Annotated in this window: 13 protein-coding genes and 1 pseudogene; 8 read left to right on the top strand and 6 right to left on the bottom strand. The window is 68.8% G+C overall.

Going from position 1 to position 15843, the window contains the following annotated elements:
* Positions 1 to 93: 93 nt before the first annotated feature.
* Positions 94 to 4695, bottom strand: coding sequence for an LAGLIDADG family homing endonuclease (locus tag Q7W02_15975; protein ID MDO8477662.1), 4602 nt, complete (start codon positions 4693 to 4695; stop codon positions 94 to 96).
* 265 nt (positions 4696 to 4960) lie between these two features.
* Here Q7W02_15975 and Q7W02_15970 point away from each other — a divergent pair, with 265 nt between their 5' ends.
* Together Q7W02_15970 and Q7W02_15965 are read left to right on the top strand one after the other, a co-directional pair.
* Positions 4961 to 5491: an NYN domain-containing protein gene (locus Q7W02_15970; protein ID MDO8477661.1), complete on the top strand. Its 531-nt coding sequence runs from the start codon at positions 4961 to 4963 to the stop codon at positions 5489 to 5491.
* A 10-nt stretch (positions 5492 to 5501) separates the two neighbouring features.
* The gene (locus Q7W02_15965; GenBank protein MDO8477660.1) at positions 5502 to 6368 is read left to right on the top strand and encodes an NAD(P)-dependent oxidoreductase; all 867 of its coding nucleotides are present in this window, start codon (positions 5502 to 5504) and stop codon (positions 6366 to 6368) included.
* 3 nt (positions 6369 to 6371) lie between these two features.
* On the opposite strand, the gene Q7W02_15960 is transcribed toward Q7W02_15965, so the two are convergent.
* Positions 6372 to 7310, bottom strand: coding sequence for a VacJ family lipoprotein (locus Q7W02_15960; protein MDO8477659.1), 939 nt, complete (start codon positions 7308 to 7310; stop codon positions 6372 to 6374).
* 517 nt (positions 7311 to 7827) lie between these two features.
* On the opposite strand from Q7W02_15960, the gene Q7W02_15955 reads away from it, so the two are divergent.
* Together Q7W02_15955 and Q7W02_15950 are read left to right on the top strand one after the other, a co-directional pair.
* Complete coding sequence (locus Q7W02_15955; protein MDO8477658.1) at positions 7828 to 7977, top strand: hypothetical protein; 150 nt, start codon at positions 7828 to 7830, stop codon at positions 7975 to 7977.
* Positions 7974 to 8612: a DNA-3-methyladenine glycosylase 2 family protein gene (locus Q7W02_15950; GenBank protein MDO8477657.1), complete on the top strand. Its 639-nt coding sequence runs from the start codon at positions 7974 to 7976 to the stop codon at positions 8610 to 8612. Before Q7W02_15955 ends, Q7W02_15950 begins: the two co-directional genes overlap by 4 nt.
* Here the strand turns inward: Q7W02_15950 and Q7W02_15945 are convergent.
* Positions 8609 to 9442: pseudogene (locus Q7W02_15945) on the bottom strand (FAD-binding oxidoreductase). The gene Q7W02_15950 and the pseudogene Q7W02_15945 sit on opposite strands and share 4 nt — an antisense overlap.
* A complete protein-coding gene (locus tag Q7W02_15940) occupies positions 9424 to 9792 on the bottom strand; it encodes an FAD-dependent oxidoreductase (GenBank protein ID MDO8477656.1) in 369 nt (122 codons plus the stop codon). Before Q7W02_15940 ends, Q7W02_15945 begins: the two are co-directional and overlap by 19 nt.
* A 151-nt stretch (positions 9793 to 9943) precedes the next feature.
* Here Q7W02_15940 and Q7W02_15935 point away from each other — a divergent pair, with 151 nt between their 5' ends.
* The 4 genes from Q7W02_15935 to Q7W02_15920 all read left to right on the top strand — a co-directional run bounded on the left by Q7W02_15935 (position 9944) and on the right by Q7W02_15920 (position 13704).
* Positions 9944 to 11488: an ABC transporter substrate-binding protein gene (locus Q7W02_15935; GenBank protein MDO8477655.1), complete on the top strand. Its 1545-nt coding sequence runs from the start codon at positions 9944 to 9946 to the stop codon at positions 11486 to 11488.
* A gap of 64 nt (positions 11489 to 11552) precedes the next feature.
* The gene (locus Q7W02_15930) at positions 11553 to 12479 is read left to right on the top strand and encodes an ABC transporter permease (GenBank protein ID MDO8477654.1); all 927 of its coding nucleotides are present in this window, start codon (positions 11553 to 11555) and stop codon (positions 12477 to 12479) included.
* Positions 12445 to 13350, top strand: a complete 906-nt coding sequence (locus tag Q7W02_15925; GenBank protein MDO8477653.1) for an ABC transporter permease — start codon at positions 12445 to 12447, stop codon at positions 13348 to 13350. The genes Q7W02_15930 and Q7W02_15925 overlap by 35 nt, the downstream gene beginning before the upstream one ends.
* Before the next feature lie 69 nt (positions 13351 to 13419).
* Positions 13420 to 13704, top strand: a complete 285-nt coding sequence (locus tag Q7W02_15920; protein ID MDO8477652.1) for a hypothetical protein — start codon at positions 13420 to 13422, stop codon at positions 13702 to 13704.
* A 326-nt stretch (positions 13705 to 14030) separates the two neighbouring features.
* Here Q7W02_15920 and Q7W02_15915 read toward each other — a convergent pair whose 3' ends face one another.
* Together Q7W02_15915 and Q7W02_15910 are read right to left on the bottom strand one after the other, a co-directional pair.
* Positions 14031 to 14864 carry an isocitrate lyase/phosphoenolpyruvate mutase family protein gene (locus Q7W02_15915; GenBank protein MDO8477651.1) on the bottom strand — a complete coding sequence of 278 codons (834 nt, stop codon included), beginning with the start codon at positions 14862 to 14864 and terminating at the stop codon, positions 14031 to 14033.
* Positions 14865 to 14902: 38 nt separating this feature from the next.
* Complete coding sequence (locus tag Q7W02_15910) at positions 14903 to 15757, bottom strand: DMT family transporter (GenBank protein ID MDO8477650.1); 855 nt, start codon at positions 15755 to 15757, stop codon at positions 14903 to 14905.
* Between the last annotated feature and the right edge of the window lie 86 nt (positions 15758 to 15843).

Below are 15843 nucleotides of genomic sequence, written 5' to 3'. Positions count from 1 at the left end.
ACGAAGGAGGGGTTGAGACACGAAACCCTCTCCCCCCACAAGGGAGAGAGGGTCGGATCCGCGGAGGCTCAGTCGGCCGCTCTGAGCAGCCGCCTAAGAACACCCGGTCGTCGTGCCGCAGGTGATGCACTTGAGACACGTGCCGTTGCGCACCATGGTGAACTGGCCGCAGTCGCCGCAGGGATCGCCCTCGTAGCCCTTGAGGCGCGCGATCTCGGAGGCCGAGAGCGCCTTGGCCTGCGCCAGCGCGCCGCTGCCGCCACTGTCAGGGCTCGCGGCGCGCGAGGTGACGGGCGTGGCCGCGGACGGCTCGAAGGCCGGCGCGGGCGGCTCGACGCGCGGGATGCCGCGCTGGCCGGCCGGACCATGGGGAATCTTGGCGCCGAGCGTGTCGCCGCGGAGGTCCTCTTCGGCGACATGGGAGAGATCGGTGCGGCCGAGGTAGGTGATGGCCAGCTCGCGGAAGACGTAGTCGATGACCGAGGTGGACATCTTGATCCGGTCGTTGCCCTTGACCATGCCGTTGGGCTCGAAGCGGGTGAAGACGAAGGCGTCCACGAACTCCTCGAGCGGCACGCCGTGCTGGAGCCCCAGCGAGATGGCGATGGCGAAGCAGTTCATGAGGGAGCGGAAAGCCGCGCCCTCCTTGTGCATGTCGAGGAAGACCTCGCCCAGCGTGCCGTCCTCGTACTCGCCCGTGCGGAGGTAGATCTTGTGGCCGCCGACAACGGCCTTCTGGGTGTAGCCGGCGCGGCGGTCCGGCAGCCGGTGCCGCTCGCGCAGGTACTTGGTTACCACCCGCTCGGTCATGCGCTCGGCCACCTTCTCCACGTCGGCCGCCGCGGCTTGCTCCTCGTCGTCGCTGACGGTGTTCAGCGGCTGGGAGAGCTTGGAGCCGTCGCGGTAGAGCGCGACCGCCTTGAGCATGGACTGCCACGAGGCGCGATAGGCGTCCTTGACCTCCTCGACCGTGGCGTCCTGCGGCATGTTGATGGTCTTGCTGATCGCCCCTGACAGGAAGGGCTGGGCGGCGGCCATCATGCGGATGTGGGCCGCGACCGCGATGAAGCGCTGGCCCTTGCGGCCGCAGCGGTTGGCGCAGTCGAAGACCGGCAGGTGCTCGGGCTTGAGGAAGGGCGCGCCCTCGACCGTCATGGTCCCGCAGCAGAAGTCGTTGGCGGCCTCGATCTCGGCCGGCGTGAAGCCGAGCGCGCGGAGCAGGTTGCCGTTCCACTCGGCCAACCGCGCGTCGTTGATCCCGAGCTTCTCGGCGACATAACCGTCGCCGAGCGTCCAGGAGTTGAGGACGAACTGGATCTCGAAGGCGCCCTTGAGTGAGGCCTCGATCTTGGCCAGTCCCTCGTCGTCGAAGCCCTTGGCCCGGAGCGTGTCGTGGTTGATGAAGGGCGCGCCGTCGAGGGTCTTGCGCCCCACGCAGTAGTCCACGATCTCCTCGATCTGGTTCGGCGGGTAGCCGAGCGCCTGGAGCGCCACGGGTAGGCTCTGGTTGATGATCTTGAAGTAGCCACCGCCCGCCAGCTTCTTGAACTTGACCAGGGCGAAGTCGGGCTCGATCCCCGTGGTGTCGCAGTCCATGACGAGGCCGATGGTGCCCGTCGGCGCCAGGACCGTCACCTGGGCGTTGCGGAAGCCGTGCGCCTCGCCGAGCTCCAGCGCCCGGTCCCAGGTCTCGCGCGCGGCCTGCAGGAGCCGCTGTGGGCAGCGCTCGGGGTCGAGGCCCCTGGGGGTGATGGTCAGCCCCTCGTAGTCGCTCGCGGGCGCGTTGTAGGCGGCCCGCCGGTGGTTGCGGATGACGCGCAGCATGTGCGCCCGGTTCTTGGCGTAGCCGGGGAAGGGTCCCAGGTCCTTGGCGATCTCGGCGGACGTCGCGTAGGCCTCGCCGTGCATGATGGCCGTGATCGAGCCGCAGATGGCCGCGGCCTCAGCGGAGTCGTACGGGATGCCGCTGCGCATCAGCACGGTGCCCATGTTGGCGTAGCCCAGCCCCAGCGTCCGGAAGTCCCAGCTCTTCTGCGCGATGATTGGGCTCGGGTAGGCGGCCATGAGGACGCTGATCTCGAGCACCATCGTCCACAGCCTGCAGGCGTGGCGGAAGCCCTCGACGTCGAAGCTGCCGTCGGGCCGGAGGAACTTGACCAGGTTGACGGACGCCAGGTTGCAGGCCGTGTCGTCGAGGAACATGTACTCCGAGCAGTTGTGGACGACGACCCCTCCGGCCACGAAGTGATGCGTAGCCTCCTCGGTCAGGTCGAACACGTCCGCATCACCGGCAGGCTCGATGGAAGCGACCTCGTCGGTGAGATCGTCCCGGTAGGTAGTCACCTCGGCGTTCAGCCGCGCCAGCGCCGCGGCCTTCGGGCTCGCGGGATGGAATCCAATCTCGCGCTCGAAGAGGAGGCGCGAAGACCGGCTGATCCGGAGCGAGAACATCGGCTGGACGGGATACTGCCGCAGGCCGCCGCGGCCGTCCGGAAGGAGCGAGAGCGTCGTCTCGCCGCGCCGGTTTGCGTACAGCTTGGACTTGATTCCGAAGGACAGCAGCAGCAGCTGGACTTGGCGGAGGAGCTCCTCCGGCGTGGAATCGAGGCCCACGTACTGGGACTTGTCCCCGTAGTTGGCGACGGTGCCGTCGGCCGTGAAGAGGCCCCGCAGGACCGCGGCCAGGGCGGGACGGTCCAGCTCGAACACGGCCGGCGTGAAGCGCTTGGCCTCGGAGCCTTCGTCGAGCACCGCGAACTGACGGAACAGCTCCACCACGGGGCCGGAGCCGAAGGCAAGCCGGGTCCCGGTGGCACTCCGCGTCACCTGCACACCGTCGTTGCGGCCCACAGAGCCAACCACCTTCAGCGCGGCCTTCGACGCATTGACGGCCTCGGCGACCGAGGCCAGCACGCCCGCCTCCTGGGCGTGCATGGTGAGGATGACAACCCTCTGCTCTCGGCCGCGGATGACCGAACGGGTGAGGCAGCCGTCGCCGACGGCCACCCCGATTCCGAGCGCGAGATCGGTCGGGAGCGTGCGCCTACCGAAGCCGGGGCCTTGGAGCATCAGCCGTTCACCCGACCGAACATCTTTGACCGCGACATCACCTCGCTCCACGGTCAGCACCCGGTGGTCACCGGTGATCTGTACTCGGTAACCGGCGCGGGTCGTCAGCCGGAATACGGGCTTGCGGCCGGTCGGGAAAATGCGGGTGACCAGATGGGGCTGGCCGTCGGCGCCGATGATCAGCGCGGACTTGCCTACGAGGCTGTCGATCCGCTGCCAGCCGTCGGCTGTCGCGACGAGGGTGTCGCCCGTCACGCACGGGTTCGAGGCGTTGATGCGGCCGTCCTCGGGGCAGGTGTGCCACTCGTTGATGGTCGTGTCGTACTGCACGCCCGGGTCCGCGCAGGCCCAGGCCGCGTAGGCGATCTCGCTCCAGATGTCGGCGGCCGCGACCTTCTTGGCGACCTTGCCGTCGGTTCGGCGCTTGAGCTCCCAGTCGCCGCCCTTGTCCAGCACCTCGAAAAAGCCGTTGGGCACGCGGACCGAGTTGTTGGAGTTCTGGCCCGAGACGGTCAGATAGGCCTCGCTGTCCCAGTCGGTGTCGTACTCCGGGAAGACGATCTCGGTCACGCCCTCGGCGGCCAGATGGAGCGTCTTCTGGATGTAGGCCTCGGGCACGAAGGCTGCGCGTGCCTCGCGCACGGCCGCGCGCAGCCCCGCGTTCTGCTTGGGGTCGGCCTCGATCCGGTCGCCGACGCGCGCCGCCTGCAGGAGCGCCTGGAGCCGGCGCTTGCCCAGCCGAGAGCCCGCCACCAGCGCGGCCACCTTCTGCTCCTCGACCACCTTCCAGCGGATGAACTGCATCACGTCCGGGTGGTCGATGTCGAGGCAGACCATCTTGGCCGCGCGCCTCGTGGTGCCGCCCGACTTGATCGCCCCGGCCGCCCGGTCGCCGATTTTAAGGAAGGACATGAGCCCCGAGGACTTGCCGCCGCCCGAGAGCGGCTCGTTCTCGCCCCGGAGGGCCGAAAAGTTGGAGCCGGTGCCCGAGCCGTACTTGAAGATGCGCGCTTCGCGGGTCCAGAGGTCCATGATCCCGCCGTCGTTGACCAGATCGTCGCTGACTGACTGGATGAAGCAGGCATGAACTTGCGGGCGTTCGTAGGCGCTCGAGGCGCGGGTCAGGACGCCCGTGTCGGGGTCGACCAAGTAATGGCCCTGGGCCGGCCCCGAGAGGCCGTAGGCGTAGTGCAGCCCCGTGTTAAACCACTGTGGCGAGTTGGGCGCCGCGATCTGCGCCGCCAGCATGTGGCAGAGCTCGTCGTAGAAGGCGCCGCCGTCCGCCGGGGAGTCGAAGTAGCCGTAGCGCTCGCCCCAGTGGGTCCAGCAGCCTGCCAGGCGGTGGAAGACCTGCCGGGCGTCCCGCTCGCCCCCGAGGACGGGCTGCCCTTCCTTGTCGAGGAGGGGCTTGCCGTCGGGGCCGACCTGGGGCACCCCCGACTTGCGGAAGTACTTCTGGGCCAGGATATCCACAGCCACCGACGACCACTCGGCCGGCACGGCGATGGCATCCTGACGGAAGACCGAGGTCCCATCGGGGTTCCGGATCTCCGAGTTCCTCTGGGCGAACTCGATGCCGGTATAGGGGCTTCGGCCTTCCGCGGTGAATCGCCGGGTAACTCTCATACATCCCTCCTCTTCTGGACGCCGTCCGCTGCGGTTTCCGCCCGGCCGCCGTCCGCCCCGCCGCGGACCGCGCCCGCGGAGGCTACCGCCACGAAAATTCGCCCCCGATTGCGCGCCGCCGTCTGGAGAACCGTGAAAGATGAACTGCGCGTGAGGCACAACATATTGTGCCCGGCTAGACTAAGTCAACCTTTATTTGGTGGTTTCCTCTTTTCTGGGTTTAGCGCGGTGCGTTGATGCACCAGAGCATTAGAATGAGGCCGCTATGCGCTGGCTCGTGGACGGCTACAACGTAATCAGGCGCGCGCCGGAGCTCAAATCGCGAGAGCAGGAGAGCCTCGAAGCGGGTCGCCAGGCGCTCTGCGCGCTGCTGGTCGAGGTCGCACGCGTGTCAGGGGACAGCTTCACCGTTGTCTTCGATGGCGCCCAGGCGGGCGGGCGCGCGGGCGGAGGCTCCGGCGTCAGCGTGATTTTCTCGAGCGCCCGCGAGTCCGCCGACAGTGTGCTGGCGCGCATGGCGCGCGATGGGGGCGCCGTCGTTTCAAACGACCGGGAAGTGCGCAGGGCAGCCGAGCGCGCCGGCGCCACCGTCGTCACCACCGACCAGTTCCTGGCGCGCCTCGACCAGGCTCGCCGGCTCCCGCCCGAAGCCCCAGCGGACCTGATGGACGGCGACGAGGAGGAGCCCAGTCGCGGACCGCGCAAGGGCAACCCGCGGCGGCTCAGCAAGAAAGACCGGGCTACCCAACGAGCTCTCGGCCGCCTGGGCCCCGGCCGCCACCCCCATGCCCATTAAAGGAGCGTCTATGCACATCGGCTTCGTCGGTACCGGAAACATGGGCCGTCCCATGGCCAAGAACATCCTGAAGGCCGGGCATCAGATGACCGTCTTCGATCTCCGGCCCGAGGCGACGGCGCCGCTCGAGGCGCTCGGCGCGCGCCGGGCGGCGGACCTGCCGTCTCTCGCGCGAGACGTCCGCGTCACGCTCATGAGCCTGCCCGACGCGCGGGCGGTGGAGGCCGCCCTGTGGGGTCCGGCGGGGCTCATGGAGGGCGCCCGGTCCGGCGACGTGGTGTTCGATCTGTCCACGGTCGGGCCCGAGAGCACCCGGGCGCAGCACGCGCGGATGGCCGAGCGGGGCGTGCGGCTGATCGACGCGCCCGTCTCGGGCAGCGTGAGCGGCGCCGAGGCCGGAACGCTCGCCGTGATGATCGGAGCGGATGCTGCGGCCGTGGCGCCCTACGAGACGGTCCTGGGCGCTATCGGCACCAGCCTCTTCCGCCTTGGCGAAGTCGGACGGGGGAACATCCTCAAGCTCCTCAACAACTACGTCGCGCTGTCCAACCAAGCCGTGCTCTGCGAGGCCATGGCGCTGGCCGACCGGCTCGGCATCCCGCGGCAGACCGTGGGCGAGGTCGTGGGCAAGAGCTCCGGCGCGTCGTTCATCCTCGAGCGCAAGCTCGGGGCCATGGTCGAGCGGGACTACAAGGCGGGCTTTTTCGTGGATCTCGCGTGGAAGGACCTCGGCTTGGGACTCGAGCTGGCGGCCGCTGCGGGAGCGAAGACCGCCGTTGGGCGGGAAGCCTGGAAGCTCTACGGGCAGGCCCGCGAGGCGGGCCTGGGAAGGCTCGACAGCTCGGGGCTCCTTGGGCTGCTGGAGCCCAAGCGCTGAGAGCTACCTGCCTTCTTTGATCAGCCGGTTGCGGCGCTGGAGATAGCCGTTGCGGACGGAGCTGTACAGATCGACCGTCGACTCCTCGATGCCCTGGAAGAGGTCGAGGTTGAGCGAACGATCGTTAATCGTGTCGCCGGCCTTCATCGCAAACTGATCGACAAAGAAGGGGATGTAGTAGTAGAGTGGGTTCATCGCTCCATCGCCGGCGAAGCCGATGCCATCGCGGACGGTCAGCGGCGGCAGCAGGGGCAGCACGAGGTACGGCCCGGGCCCGATGCCCCAGATGCCGAGCGTCTGGCCGAGGTCGGCCTTCTGCCGCTCGAGTCCCATCTCCTGGCGCGCAACGTCGAAGAGCCCGCCGACCCCGAGCGTGGAGTTGATGAGGAAGCGGCCCATCTCCTTGGTGGCGTCGAGGAGCTTCCACTGCAACACCTTGTTCACGAATCGCGACGGCATGCGCAGGTTCGTGAAGGCGTTGTCGATCATGGTTTGGAACATGTCCGGCACGACGAAGTTGTAGCCCTTCGCCGCCGGCTTCAACACGTACTTGTCCATGTTGTAGTTGAAGCTGAACATCTTCTCGTTGAACTTCTCCCACGGGTCGTACTCTTCCACGTCCGGGTCCGGCGGCACGGTGTCCGGAGTGCCGCGCAGCGAGGGGTCAACGGGTCCGGAGAGCGCGACGACCCAGTTGGGAGCGTTCTCGCTGGTGACGGGATCGTAGGTGACGACAACGGGAGCGGCGACGGACTCGTCCGTGTTCGCGGAGACGTCGGATTCGGGCATCGCAGGCTCAGCCGGCGCCGCGACCGGCGCGCGGGAAGCGAGCACGGAGCTCTCGCTGGCCAAGCTCGACGACAACGTGCTGCAACCGCCGAAAGCGAAGCCGAGGATTGCGAAGACGATCAGGACCGGCCAGACCCGCGAGCTCGAGCGCACCGTGCCTCCTCTTGTTCTGAACGTCATTGCCGCGTTCGAACCCGCCACCTTGAACCTATTTGCACAACGGCGCGAGACTAGCCTGAAAACGGACGTTATGCCAGCCCTTTTTCTTGCGAGCCCGAGAAAGCCGCGCGGGCCGCCCTTGACGGGCCACGCTGAGGCCAGGCTGTTCTCCGTCTGCCTCGCGCTGAGTTCTCGCATGGTACCAGAGCCAAGCAAGCCGGGTGCCAGGGTTCCTCAGGCTTCGACCCATGTCCTATCTGACTGTCCAATAAGGTTTTTCGATCCACGATTCCTTCTTACTTACCCTAATACGAGCGGCCGGGACATCGTAATTTGTCAGTTAGGGCGGGCGAAGTACCAAAACGCGGAGGTCGGGCTGGGAGCCGCCGAGCAAGATGGGGGTGGGCGGGAGTTGGCTCCCGCCCGAGCGCAACAATGCATGTGCGCAACGCCCGTTGCGCGTTCCGGCGCCCCCGCATATCTCGGCTCGCGCGTATTATCTGGTGCGATCATGGTCAGCCGGCATCCGCGCGCGTGGAGCCTGGTCGCCCTCACGGTGGCGACGCTGCTGCTCTTGCTGGGCGCCCTCGTGGCGCGCGAGCTCAAGGGCGTCGAGCGTCCCGTCCGCCTCTACCGCCTCCGTCCGGAGGCCGCCGGGTGACGCCCAGCGCCCTCCAGCATCTCTCGCGAACCGATCCGGTCATGCGCCGGATCATCCGCGCGATCGGGCCGTGCACGCTCGAACCGCATCGCCTCCGCTGGACGCCCTTTCAGGCGCTCGTTCGTGCCGTCGTCTACCAGCAGCTCCACGGCCGCGCGGCCAAGGCGATCCTTGACCGATTCATCGCCCTCTTCGACGGCCGGGCATTTCCGAGCCCGGCGGCCGTTCTCGCGGTCGATCCCCGACGGATGCGGCGCGTCGGGCTCTCGCGCGCGAAGGCCCGCGCCATCAGGGACATCGCGAGGAAGGCAGCGGCGGGCGTCGTGCCGACTCGGCGCGCCGCCGCGCGCTTGAGCGACGATGAGCTCGTCGCGCGGCTCACGGCGGCCCGCGGAGTGGGACGCTGGACAGTGGAGATGTTCCTGATCTTCACGCTGGGCCGGGAAGACGTCCTGCCGGTCGACGACTTCGGCGTGCGCGAAGGGTATCGCGTCGCCTACGGCCTGCGGAAGCAGCCCAAGCCCAAGGCGCTCCTGGCCTTCGGCGAGCGCTGGCGGCCGCACCGGACGACCGCGGCCTGGTATCTCTGGCGCGCCGCCGACCGCGCCAAGCGCCCGGCCTTACGCAAGCGCTAGCGCGAGATGGTCAGCCGCTCGATGCCGTAGCCGGTCGGGTCGACCCAGAGGGCTCCCTCGGCGAAGCGCGTGGAGCGGAAGCGGGAGAGGTCCGCGGTCTCGGGTTTGCCCTTGACGATCCACTCGGCGAGACAGCGGCCGATGGCCGGCGCCGTCTTAAAGGAAGTGCCGGAGTCGCCGAGCATGACCCACAGGCCCGGCACCGAGGGGATCTGGTCGATGATCGGGCGGCCGTCGGGGCTCATCATGATCATGCCCGCCCAGCCGCCGCGCATGGTCGAGCGGTCGAAGGCCGGGAAGCGCCCGGCGAGCCGCTCGCGGCAGAGCGCCACGTAGCTCGGGTCCACGCCCTCGTCTTACTTCTCCGGATCCGCGTGCCCCGAGCCCAGCTCGACCCCGATGAGGGTGCACCCGCGCCCCTCGGGGCGCATCCAGGCGCGGTGCATGGCGTCGATGACCACTGGGTGGCGGCGTGTGAAGCCGTCGGGCCAGCGGAAGATCGAGACCTGGATGCGATAGGGCGTGAGGCCGAAGTCGAGCCCGAGAGGCTCGAGGAGGCGCCCGGCCCAGGCCCCCGGTACCGCGACGACGACAGGCGCGGCGATCCTGCCCCGGCTCGTCTCCACTCCGGCGACGCGGCCGCCTTCGGTGACGATGCGGAGCGCCTCAGAGCCCGTCTCGATGGTGGCGCCGAGCCGCCGCGCGGCCTCGGCGAAGGCAAACGTGGTGGTGTTGGGATCGGCGAAGCCCGAGCCGGGCTCGTAGGCGGCGGCGCCGATGTCGTCCACGCGAAGGTCGGGAGAGATCACGCTCAGCTCGCTTCTCGACACACCAGACGCGTGTCGATGCCGATCCGCTGCTGCATGGCCACGTTGGCAGCCAGGTCGCCCGCGTGGGCGGCGCCGACGATCTGGACGAAGCCCGTGGCGTCGAAGCCGCAGTCCCCGCCCACGACGTTGGCGAAATCGCGAAAGACCCTGTGGCTCTCCCATGCGAGGCGGGACTCGACCTCGTTGGTGTAGTGCATCCGGACGAGCGAGCCCGATTTCCCGGTGGCGCCGGCGGCCAGGTGGCGCCGCTCGACGACCGTGACGCGCCTGACGCCGAGACTCGCCAGGCTGAAGGCGAGACTGGCGCCGTTGACGCCTCCGCCGATGATGACTACGTCCGCGCTCGCCATGGGTTCGACTCCTCCGCGTGGGGTCGGCCCGGCCGGTCGCCGCGATTGTGACACGCTTGACAGGCCCCCGGGAAGGCCCTATAAACGTCGCCACATACCGCTGTGGCAGGATCAGGCTGTGCCCGAACCAAACCTAACGGAGGTGCACACCATGCAGGTCACTCGACGCGAGTTGCTCAAGGGCGCGGCAGCCCTCGGAGTCGCCGGGGCGCTGCCCCAGGCGCTCTCTGGCTCGGCGCAGGCCCAGACCACCCAGAAGAAAGAGCTCATCACCGCCCAGGGGGGCGACATCGCCAAGTTCGACCCGCACTACAGCACGTCCTCCAACGACATCCGGGTCTCGTTCAACCTGTTCGACAACCTGACGAGCCGGCACCCGGACGGCAAGCTGTACCCGGGTCTGGCAACCGAGTGGAAGCTCGAGGGGCAGACGTCCTGGAGGTTCAAGCTGCGCCAGGGCGTCAAGTTCCACAACGGAGACCCCTTCACCTCGGCCGACGCCAAGTTCAGCATCGAGCGCACCTACAACCCGAACGCCAAGACCATGGTCGCCACGGCGCTCAGCACCATCGACCGGATCGAGGCGCCGGACCCGTCCACGCTCGTCATCCACACCAAGAAGCCCGATCCGCTCCTGCCCGCGCGGCTGGCCTTCTACGGCGGCCAGATCGTGCCGAAGAAGTACGTCGAGTCGGTCGGCAACGATACCTTCAACGCCAAGCCCGTCGGCACCGGGCCCGTCAGCTTCGGCTCGTGGGTCAAGGACGACAAGGCCGTATTCGACGCGAACCCGGGCTACTGGGGCGGTAAGCCCGACTTCGACCGCTGGATCGTCCGCGCCATCCCCGAGACGGCGCCGCGGGTCGCGGCCCTGCTCAAGGGCGAGGTGGACATCATCACCCAACTGCCGCCGGATCAGGAGGATCGCGTCAAGGCCAATGCCACCACGCGGGTGGAGGGCGCCCTCTACGCGGGCCTGTACGTCCTGGCCGTCAACAGCAAGCGGCCGCCGCTGGACAACCCGCTGGTCAAGCAGGCGCTGTCGCTGGCCATCGACCGGGACCTGATCGTCAAGGAGCTGTGGAAGGGGCGCGGCATCGTGCCGAGCGGGCCCATCGCCAAGGGTGACAACCACTTTGATCCCAAACTGCCCGCGCTCGCGTACAACCCGAAGGAAGCGCGCGAGAGGCTGAAGAAGGCCGGCTACAAGGGCGAGGAGATCTTCATCGAGACCACCGTCGCCTACACCGCGCAGGACAAGGCCATGTCCGAAGCCATCGCGGCCATGTGGAAGGACGTCGGCGTCAACGTCAAGGTCGAGGTGATCGAGTACTCGGTGCGCGCGCAGAAGAACCGTGAGAAGACCTTCAAGGGCATGTACTGGTCCGACCCGACCTCCACGCTCGGCGATCCGGACGGCATGATGTGGCGCCTGCTCGGCCCCGGCGGCCCGCAGGATTACTGGCGTGAGGCCAAGTTCGATGAGCTGGGCAACGCCGCGCGCTTCTCGGTCGACGAGAAGTTCCGCGCCGATGCCTACCGCGAGATGACCAAGGTCTTCCTCGAGAACTTCCCGTGGATCCCCGTGATCCAGCCCTACGAGGACTACGGCCTCCAGAAGTACGTGGAGTGGACCCCGAACCCGAACCAGCAGTTCGAGATCCGTCGCTTCAACTTCAAGTTCCGCCGCGCGTAGAGCTGCTCCCATCCCTCCCTCTCCCCCTCTTGGGGGAGAGGGCAGGGTGAGGGGGCTTTCCCCCATGCGCGGACTCCTCCCGTTCCTCGCCCAGCGGCTCTTCCGCGCCCTGATCGCCCTCTGGCTCGTCTCCACGGTCGTCTTCGTCGTCATGCGGCTCTCGGGCGACCCCGTGCCGCTCCTCCTCCCGCCCGACGCGCCCATCAGCGAGATGGAGCGCGTGCGCCACGAGCTGGGCCTCGACCGGCCGCTGCCGGTCCAATACGCGGTCTTCCTCGGCAACACGGTCAGGCTCGACTTCGGCAGGTCGCTGCACTTCCGCCAGCCGGCCTTCACCGTCGTGCGCGGCTACATCCTGGCCACGCTCGAGCTGGGTCTCACGGCCTTTGTGCTGGCGGCGGTCTTCGCCGTGCCGATCGGGCTCCTCTCAGCCATGAGGCGCAACTCCATCCTGGACCATGCGGCCATGGGTTTGGCGCTCATCGGCCAGTCGGCGCCGACCTTCTTTCTCGGCATCCTCTTCATCCTGCTGTTGGCGCTCAAGGCCGACCTCTTCCCCACCTCCGGGCGCGGCGGCTGGCAGCACCTGGTGCTCCCCGCGCTCACGCTCGGGGCCTTCACCATGGCCTCGATCGCCCGTCTGACGCGCTCGGCCGTCCTCGAGGTGCTGCGCGCCGACTACATCCGTACGGCGCGCGCCAAGGGACTCGGCGAGGTGATCGTCGTCGTCAAGCACACGCTCAAGAACGCCTCTATCCCGATTCTGACGATCACGGCGCTCCAGTTCGGCACGCTCCTGGGCGGCGCCGTGGTGACCGAGACGGTCTTCGCCTGGCCGGGCATCGGCCGGCTGGCCGTCCAGTCCATCTACAACCGAGACTACCCGGTGGTCCAGTGCACGGTCTTCCTCGCCGCGGTCATGTTCATCGTCATCAACTTCGCCGTGGATCTCCTCTATGGCGTCCTCGATCCCCGCGCCCGCGCCGGCTGAGCTGGTGCTGTCGGCGCTGCACGAGGCTCGCCCCCGCGGCAGGCGCATGCCCTGGCTCATGCGGCTGGGGCTCGGCTTCGTGGCGCTTCTTGCGCTGCTGGCGGTCGTGGCGCCGTGGGTGATCCCGCAGGACCCCGAGCGCCAGTCGCTGCGCACGCGGCTCCGGCCGCCGACGGTCGAGGGCGCTGACGGCCGCGCGCATCTCCTCGGTACGGACCACCTCGGGCGTGACATCCTCGCCCGCGTCATCTACGGCTCGCGGGTGTCGCTCGTGGTCGGCCTGTCGGCCGTGCTCGTGGGCGGCCTCATCGGCTCGGCGCTGGGCCTGGCGGCGGGGTACCGCGGCGGCCCTGTGGATGCCGTCATCATGACGGTGGCGGACGCCCAGCTGGCCTTCCCCTTCATCCTGCTCGCGATCGGCATCATCGCCGTCCTGGGCCCGAGCTTCCCGACGCTGGTCGTCGTCATCGGGCTCTCGGGCTGGGTCAGCTACGCGCGCATCCTCCGCGCCCAGGTGCTCGTGCTTCGCTCGCGCGAGTTCGTCGAGGCGATCCGCGCGCTCGGCGGCTCGACGGTGCGCGTCGTCCTGCGCCACGTCCTGCCCAACGTGTTGGCGTCGCTCGTCGTGGTCGCCACCCTCGAGCTGGCGCGCTCCATCGTGCTGGAGGCGACGCTGTCCTTTCTGGGGCTCGGGATCCAGCCGCCCACGCCCTCGTGGGGAGGCATGATCCAGGAGGGGCGTGACTACCTCGACTCGGCGTGGTGGATCTCGACTTGCCCCGGCATCGTGCTCATGATCACGACGATCGTGATCAGCCGCACGGGCGACTGGCTCCGGGACGTCCTCGACCCGACGTTGAGGGGCGAGTAGGCTGCGGGTGCCCGCTGTGCCCAGGCCCGGCTCCTTGACGGGCGCGGCGCCCCGTCACATTATGGGCCGATGAGAAGCGCGGCCCGCGGTGCCCTGGCGGCCCTTCTGTTGCTGGGGCTCGTCTGCGCGGCGATCGCAGAAGAGGTCCGGGTCTTCCACGGTCGCGTCATCTGGGTCCAGGGCACGACGATGGCCTTCGCACCCGACAGCGGGGGCAGCTTCGACGAGGACGTGTCGAAGGTCGATCAGACCTCCTACGAGTTTCTGAAAAGCGGCGACGCCATCACGGTCGTGGGGGTCGTCTCGGGCGACGGAAACAGGGTGATCGCCACCACCATCACGCCGGACCGGTAGGCCGCCCCCTCCCGGGCGCGCAGCCATCCTTCGTCCGGCTGCGGGATCTCCGCCCTGCTGCTCGCATCCATCGCGGCCGCGCAGCCGAAGCCGCTGCCGCTCGAGACGATCAGGCTCCCGCAGGGATTCGCGATCGAGCTGGTGGCCCACGTCGACAACGCTCAGACGGCTCGCTGCTGGTGTCCGACGATCTCGCCGGGGCGATCTACTGGATCACCTACCGCGGCTGACCTCCCGATTTCCGCGGCGAGGGTAGCACCGAGCCTTTCGCGCGGAAAGCGCCGCCGAATCGAGCATGGACCCACGATCCGGCCGCGATTCCCTCGTCACCGCCAGGCGGCGAAGGTCTGCCGGAGCTCAGCCGACGGGACCGTGTCACGCATATACGTGAACGATCCCTGCTCCTTCATTTCGCGGGCGCCCTTGAGGAAGGCCGCGAGCGCCAGGCGGGACAGGGCGCCGCCGACGCTGATGCGCTTCACCCCGGCTAGGGCCAGCTGCGCGACGGTGATCGACGGGTCGGCCGCGCTCATCACCACATTGACCGGCTTGCCGACGGCGGCGGTCACCGTGCGGATCGACGCGAGATCCCTGAGTCCCGGCGCGTAGAGCACCTCGGCGCCGGCCGCCTCGAAGGCCCGGAGCCGGCGGACCGTGTCGTCGAGGTCGCGACGGCCATGGAGAAAGTTCTCCGCCCGCGCCGTTAGCATGAACGGGGTGGGCAGCGACCGCGCCGCCTCCGCCGCTGCGCGCACGCGCTCCACCGCCAGCTCGAAGTCATAGATCGGATTCAGCGGGTCGCCCGTCGCGTCCTCGATGGAGCCGCCGACAACGCCCGCCTCGGCAGCCAGCCGGATCATCCCGGCGGCGGCCTCCGGCTCGTCGGCGTAGCAGTTCTCCAGATCCGCGTTGACGGGCAGGTCGGTGGCGCCCGCGATCGCCCGGCAGTTCGCCAGGACCTCGTCGCGGCTCACCGCTCCCGTGCCGTCGGCGCGCCCGAGCGAGTTCGCGAGCCCGAGGCTCGTCGTCGCGAGCGCCTCGAAGCCGAGCGAGGCCAGGAGCCGCGCGGTGCCGGCATCCCACGGGTTCGGGATCACGAAGGCCCCCGGGCGCTCATGCAGGGCCCGGAAGGCCGCTGACTTCTCCGCGTATGTGGCCATGTCGAGTTGTCCTTTCCGGAGTGAGTTGTTGGCCCGCGTCAGCGGGCGAGGGCGACGCAGATGACGCCGCTCGCGACGATGGCGGCGCCGACCAGGCGCTGGCCGAGGGCGCCCTCCTTGAACAGGAGACTCCCGATCAGCGCCGAGATCACGATGGAGACCTCGCGCCCCGCCACGACGTAGCCCGCCTTCGAAAGCCGGAAGGCGAAGAGCACGAGGAGATAGCCGCCCGGGCTCAGCACCCCCGACAGCAGCACCGCGACCCGGTTCTCGCGCCACTCGCGCGCGAGCGAGCCGCGGCGCGCCAGCACCGGCGGCAGCAGGGAGACGCAGCAGCCCACCATCATCGTCCAGAGGTAGGGCAGCGGGTTGATGTGCGACACGCCCACCTTGTCCACCAGCGAGTAGGACGCGATGCAGAATCCGGTGGCGACCGCCCATCCGGTGCCGGAGTTGAAGAGCGCATCCTCGCTCCAGGCGCCGCGCCGCCAGTGGAGCGCGAAGATCCCCGCGAGGATCAGCGCGATGCCCAGGATGCCGAGCGCCGAGAGCTGCTCGTTGAAGAAGTAGAAGGCGCCCGCGGGCACGAGCGCCACGCCCAGGCCCCGCGCCATCGGGTAGACGAGGGAGAAGTCCCCCGTCTGGTACGCCTTGCCGAGGACGAAGAAGTAGACGCTGTGGAGGATGACGGTGGCGACGACGAAGGGCAGGGCGCCCGGTGAGAAGCCGTCTCTCGCCAGCACGTAGAGCGCCGGCGGCGCCAGGAGCAGCGAGGAGAGCGCCCCCGCCCACCAGAGCATCGCCATCGGGTCGCGCGCGCGCTTGGCCATCGCGTTCCACGTCGCGTGGATGACTGCCGCGCCCAGCACCAGCATCAACGCCGCGCCTGTCACCGGCCAACCCTACGGGCGCCCCGGCGCCCGTGTCAACTCTCGTATAATGTCCCCAGACTCACTCTCAGGAGACCGGAGGTCTTTCC

The organism is Candidatus Rokuibacteriota bacterium, from assembly GCA_030647435.1.
In the GTDB taxonomy this organism is placed as follows: domain Bacteria; phylum Methylomirabilota; class Methylomirabilia; order Rokubacteriales; family CSP1-6; genus AR37.
This window is presented reverse-complemented; position numbering and strand designations above follow the sequence as displayed.

Coding starts and splice junctions, on each gene's coding strand:
- Q7W02_15975 (MDO8477662.1), bottom strand. CDS start 4,695: ATGAGAGTTACCCGGCGATTCACCGCGGAAGGCCGAAGCCCCTATACC.
- Q7W02_15970 (MDO8477661.1), top strand. CDS start 4,961: ATGCGCTGGCTCGTGGACGGCTACAACGTAATCAGGCGCGCGCCGGAG.
- Q7W02_15965 (MDO8477660.1), top strand. CDS start 5,502: ATGCACATCGGCTTCGTCGGTACCGGAAACATGGGCCGTCCCATGGCC.
- Q7W02_15955 (MDO8477658.1), top strand. CDS start 7,828: ATGGTCAGCCGGCATCCGCGCGCGTGGAGCCTGGTCGCCCTCACGGTG.
- Q7W02_15940 (MDO8477656.1), bottom strand. CDS start 9,792: ATGGCGAGCGCGGACGTAGTCATCATCGGCGGAGGCGTCAACGGCGCC.
- Q7W02_15935 (MDO8477655.1), top strand. CDS start 9,944: ATGCAGGTCACTCGACGCGAGTTGCTCAAGGGCGCGGCAGCCCTCGGA.
- Q7W02_15930 (MDO8477654.1), top strand. CDS start 11,553: ATGCGCGGACTCCTCCCGTTCCTCGCCCAGCGGCTCTTCCGCGCCCTG.
- Q7W02_15925 (MDO8477653.1), top strand. CDS start 12,445: ATGGCGTCCTCGATCCCCGCGCCCGCGCCGGCTGAGCTGGTGCTGTCG.
- Q7W02_15920 (MDO8477652.1), top strand. CDS start 13,420: ATGAGAAGCGCGGCCCGCGGTGCCCTGGCGGCCCTTCTGTTGCTGGGG.
- Q7W02_15915 (MDO8477651.1), bottom strand. CDS start 14,864: ATGGCCACATACGCGGAGAAGTCAGCGGCCTTCCGGGCCCTGCATGAG.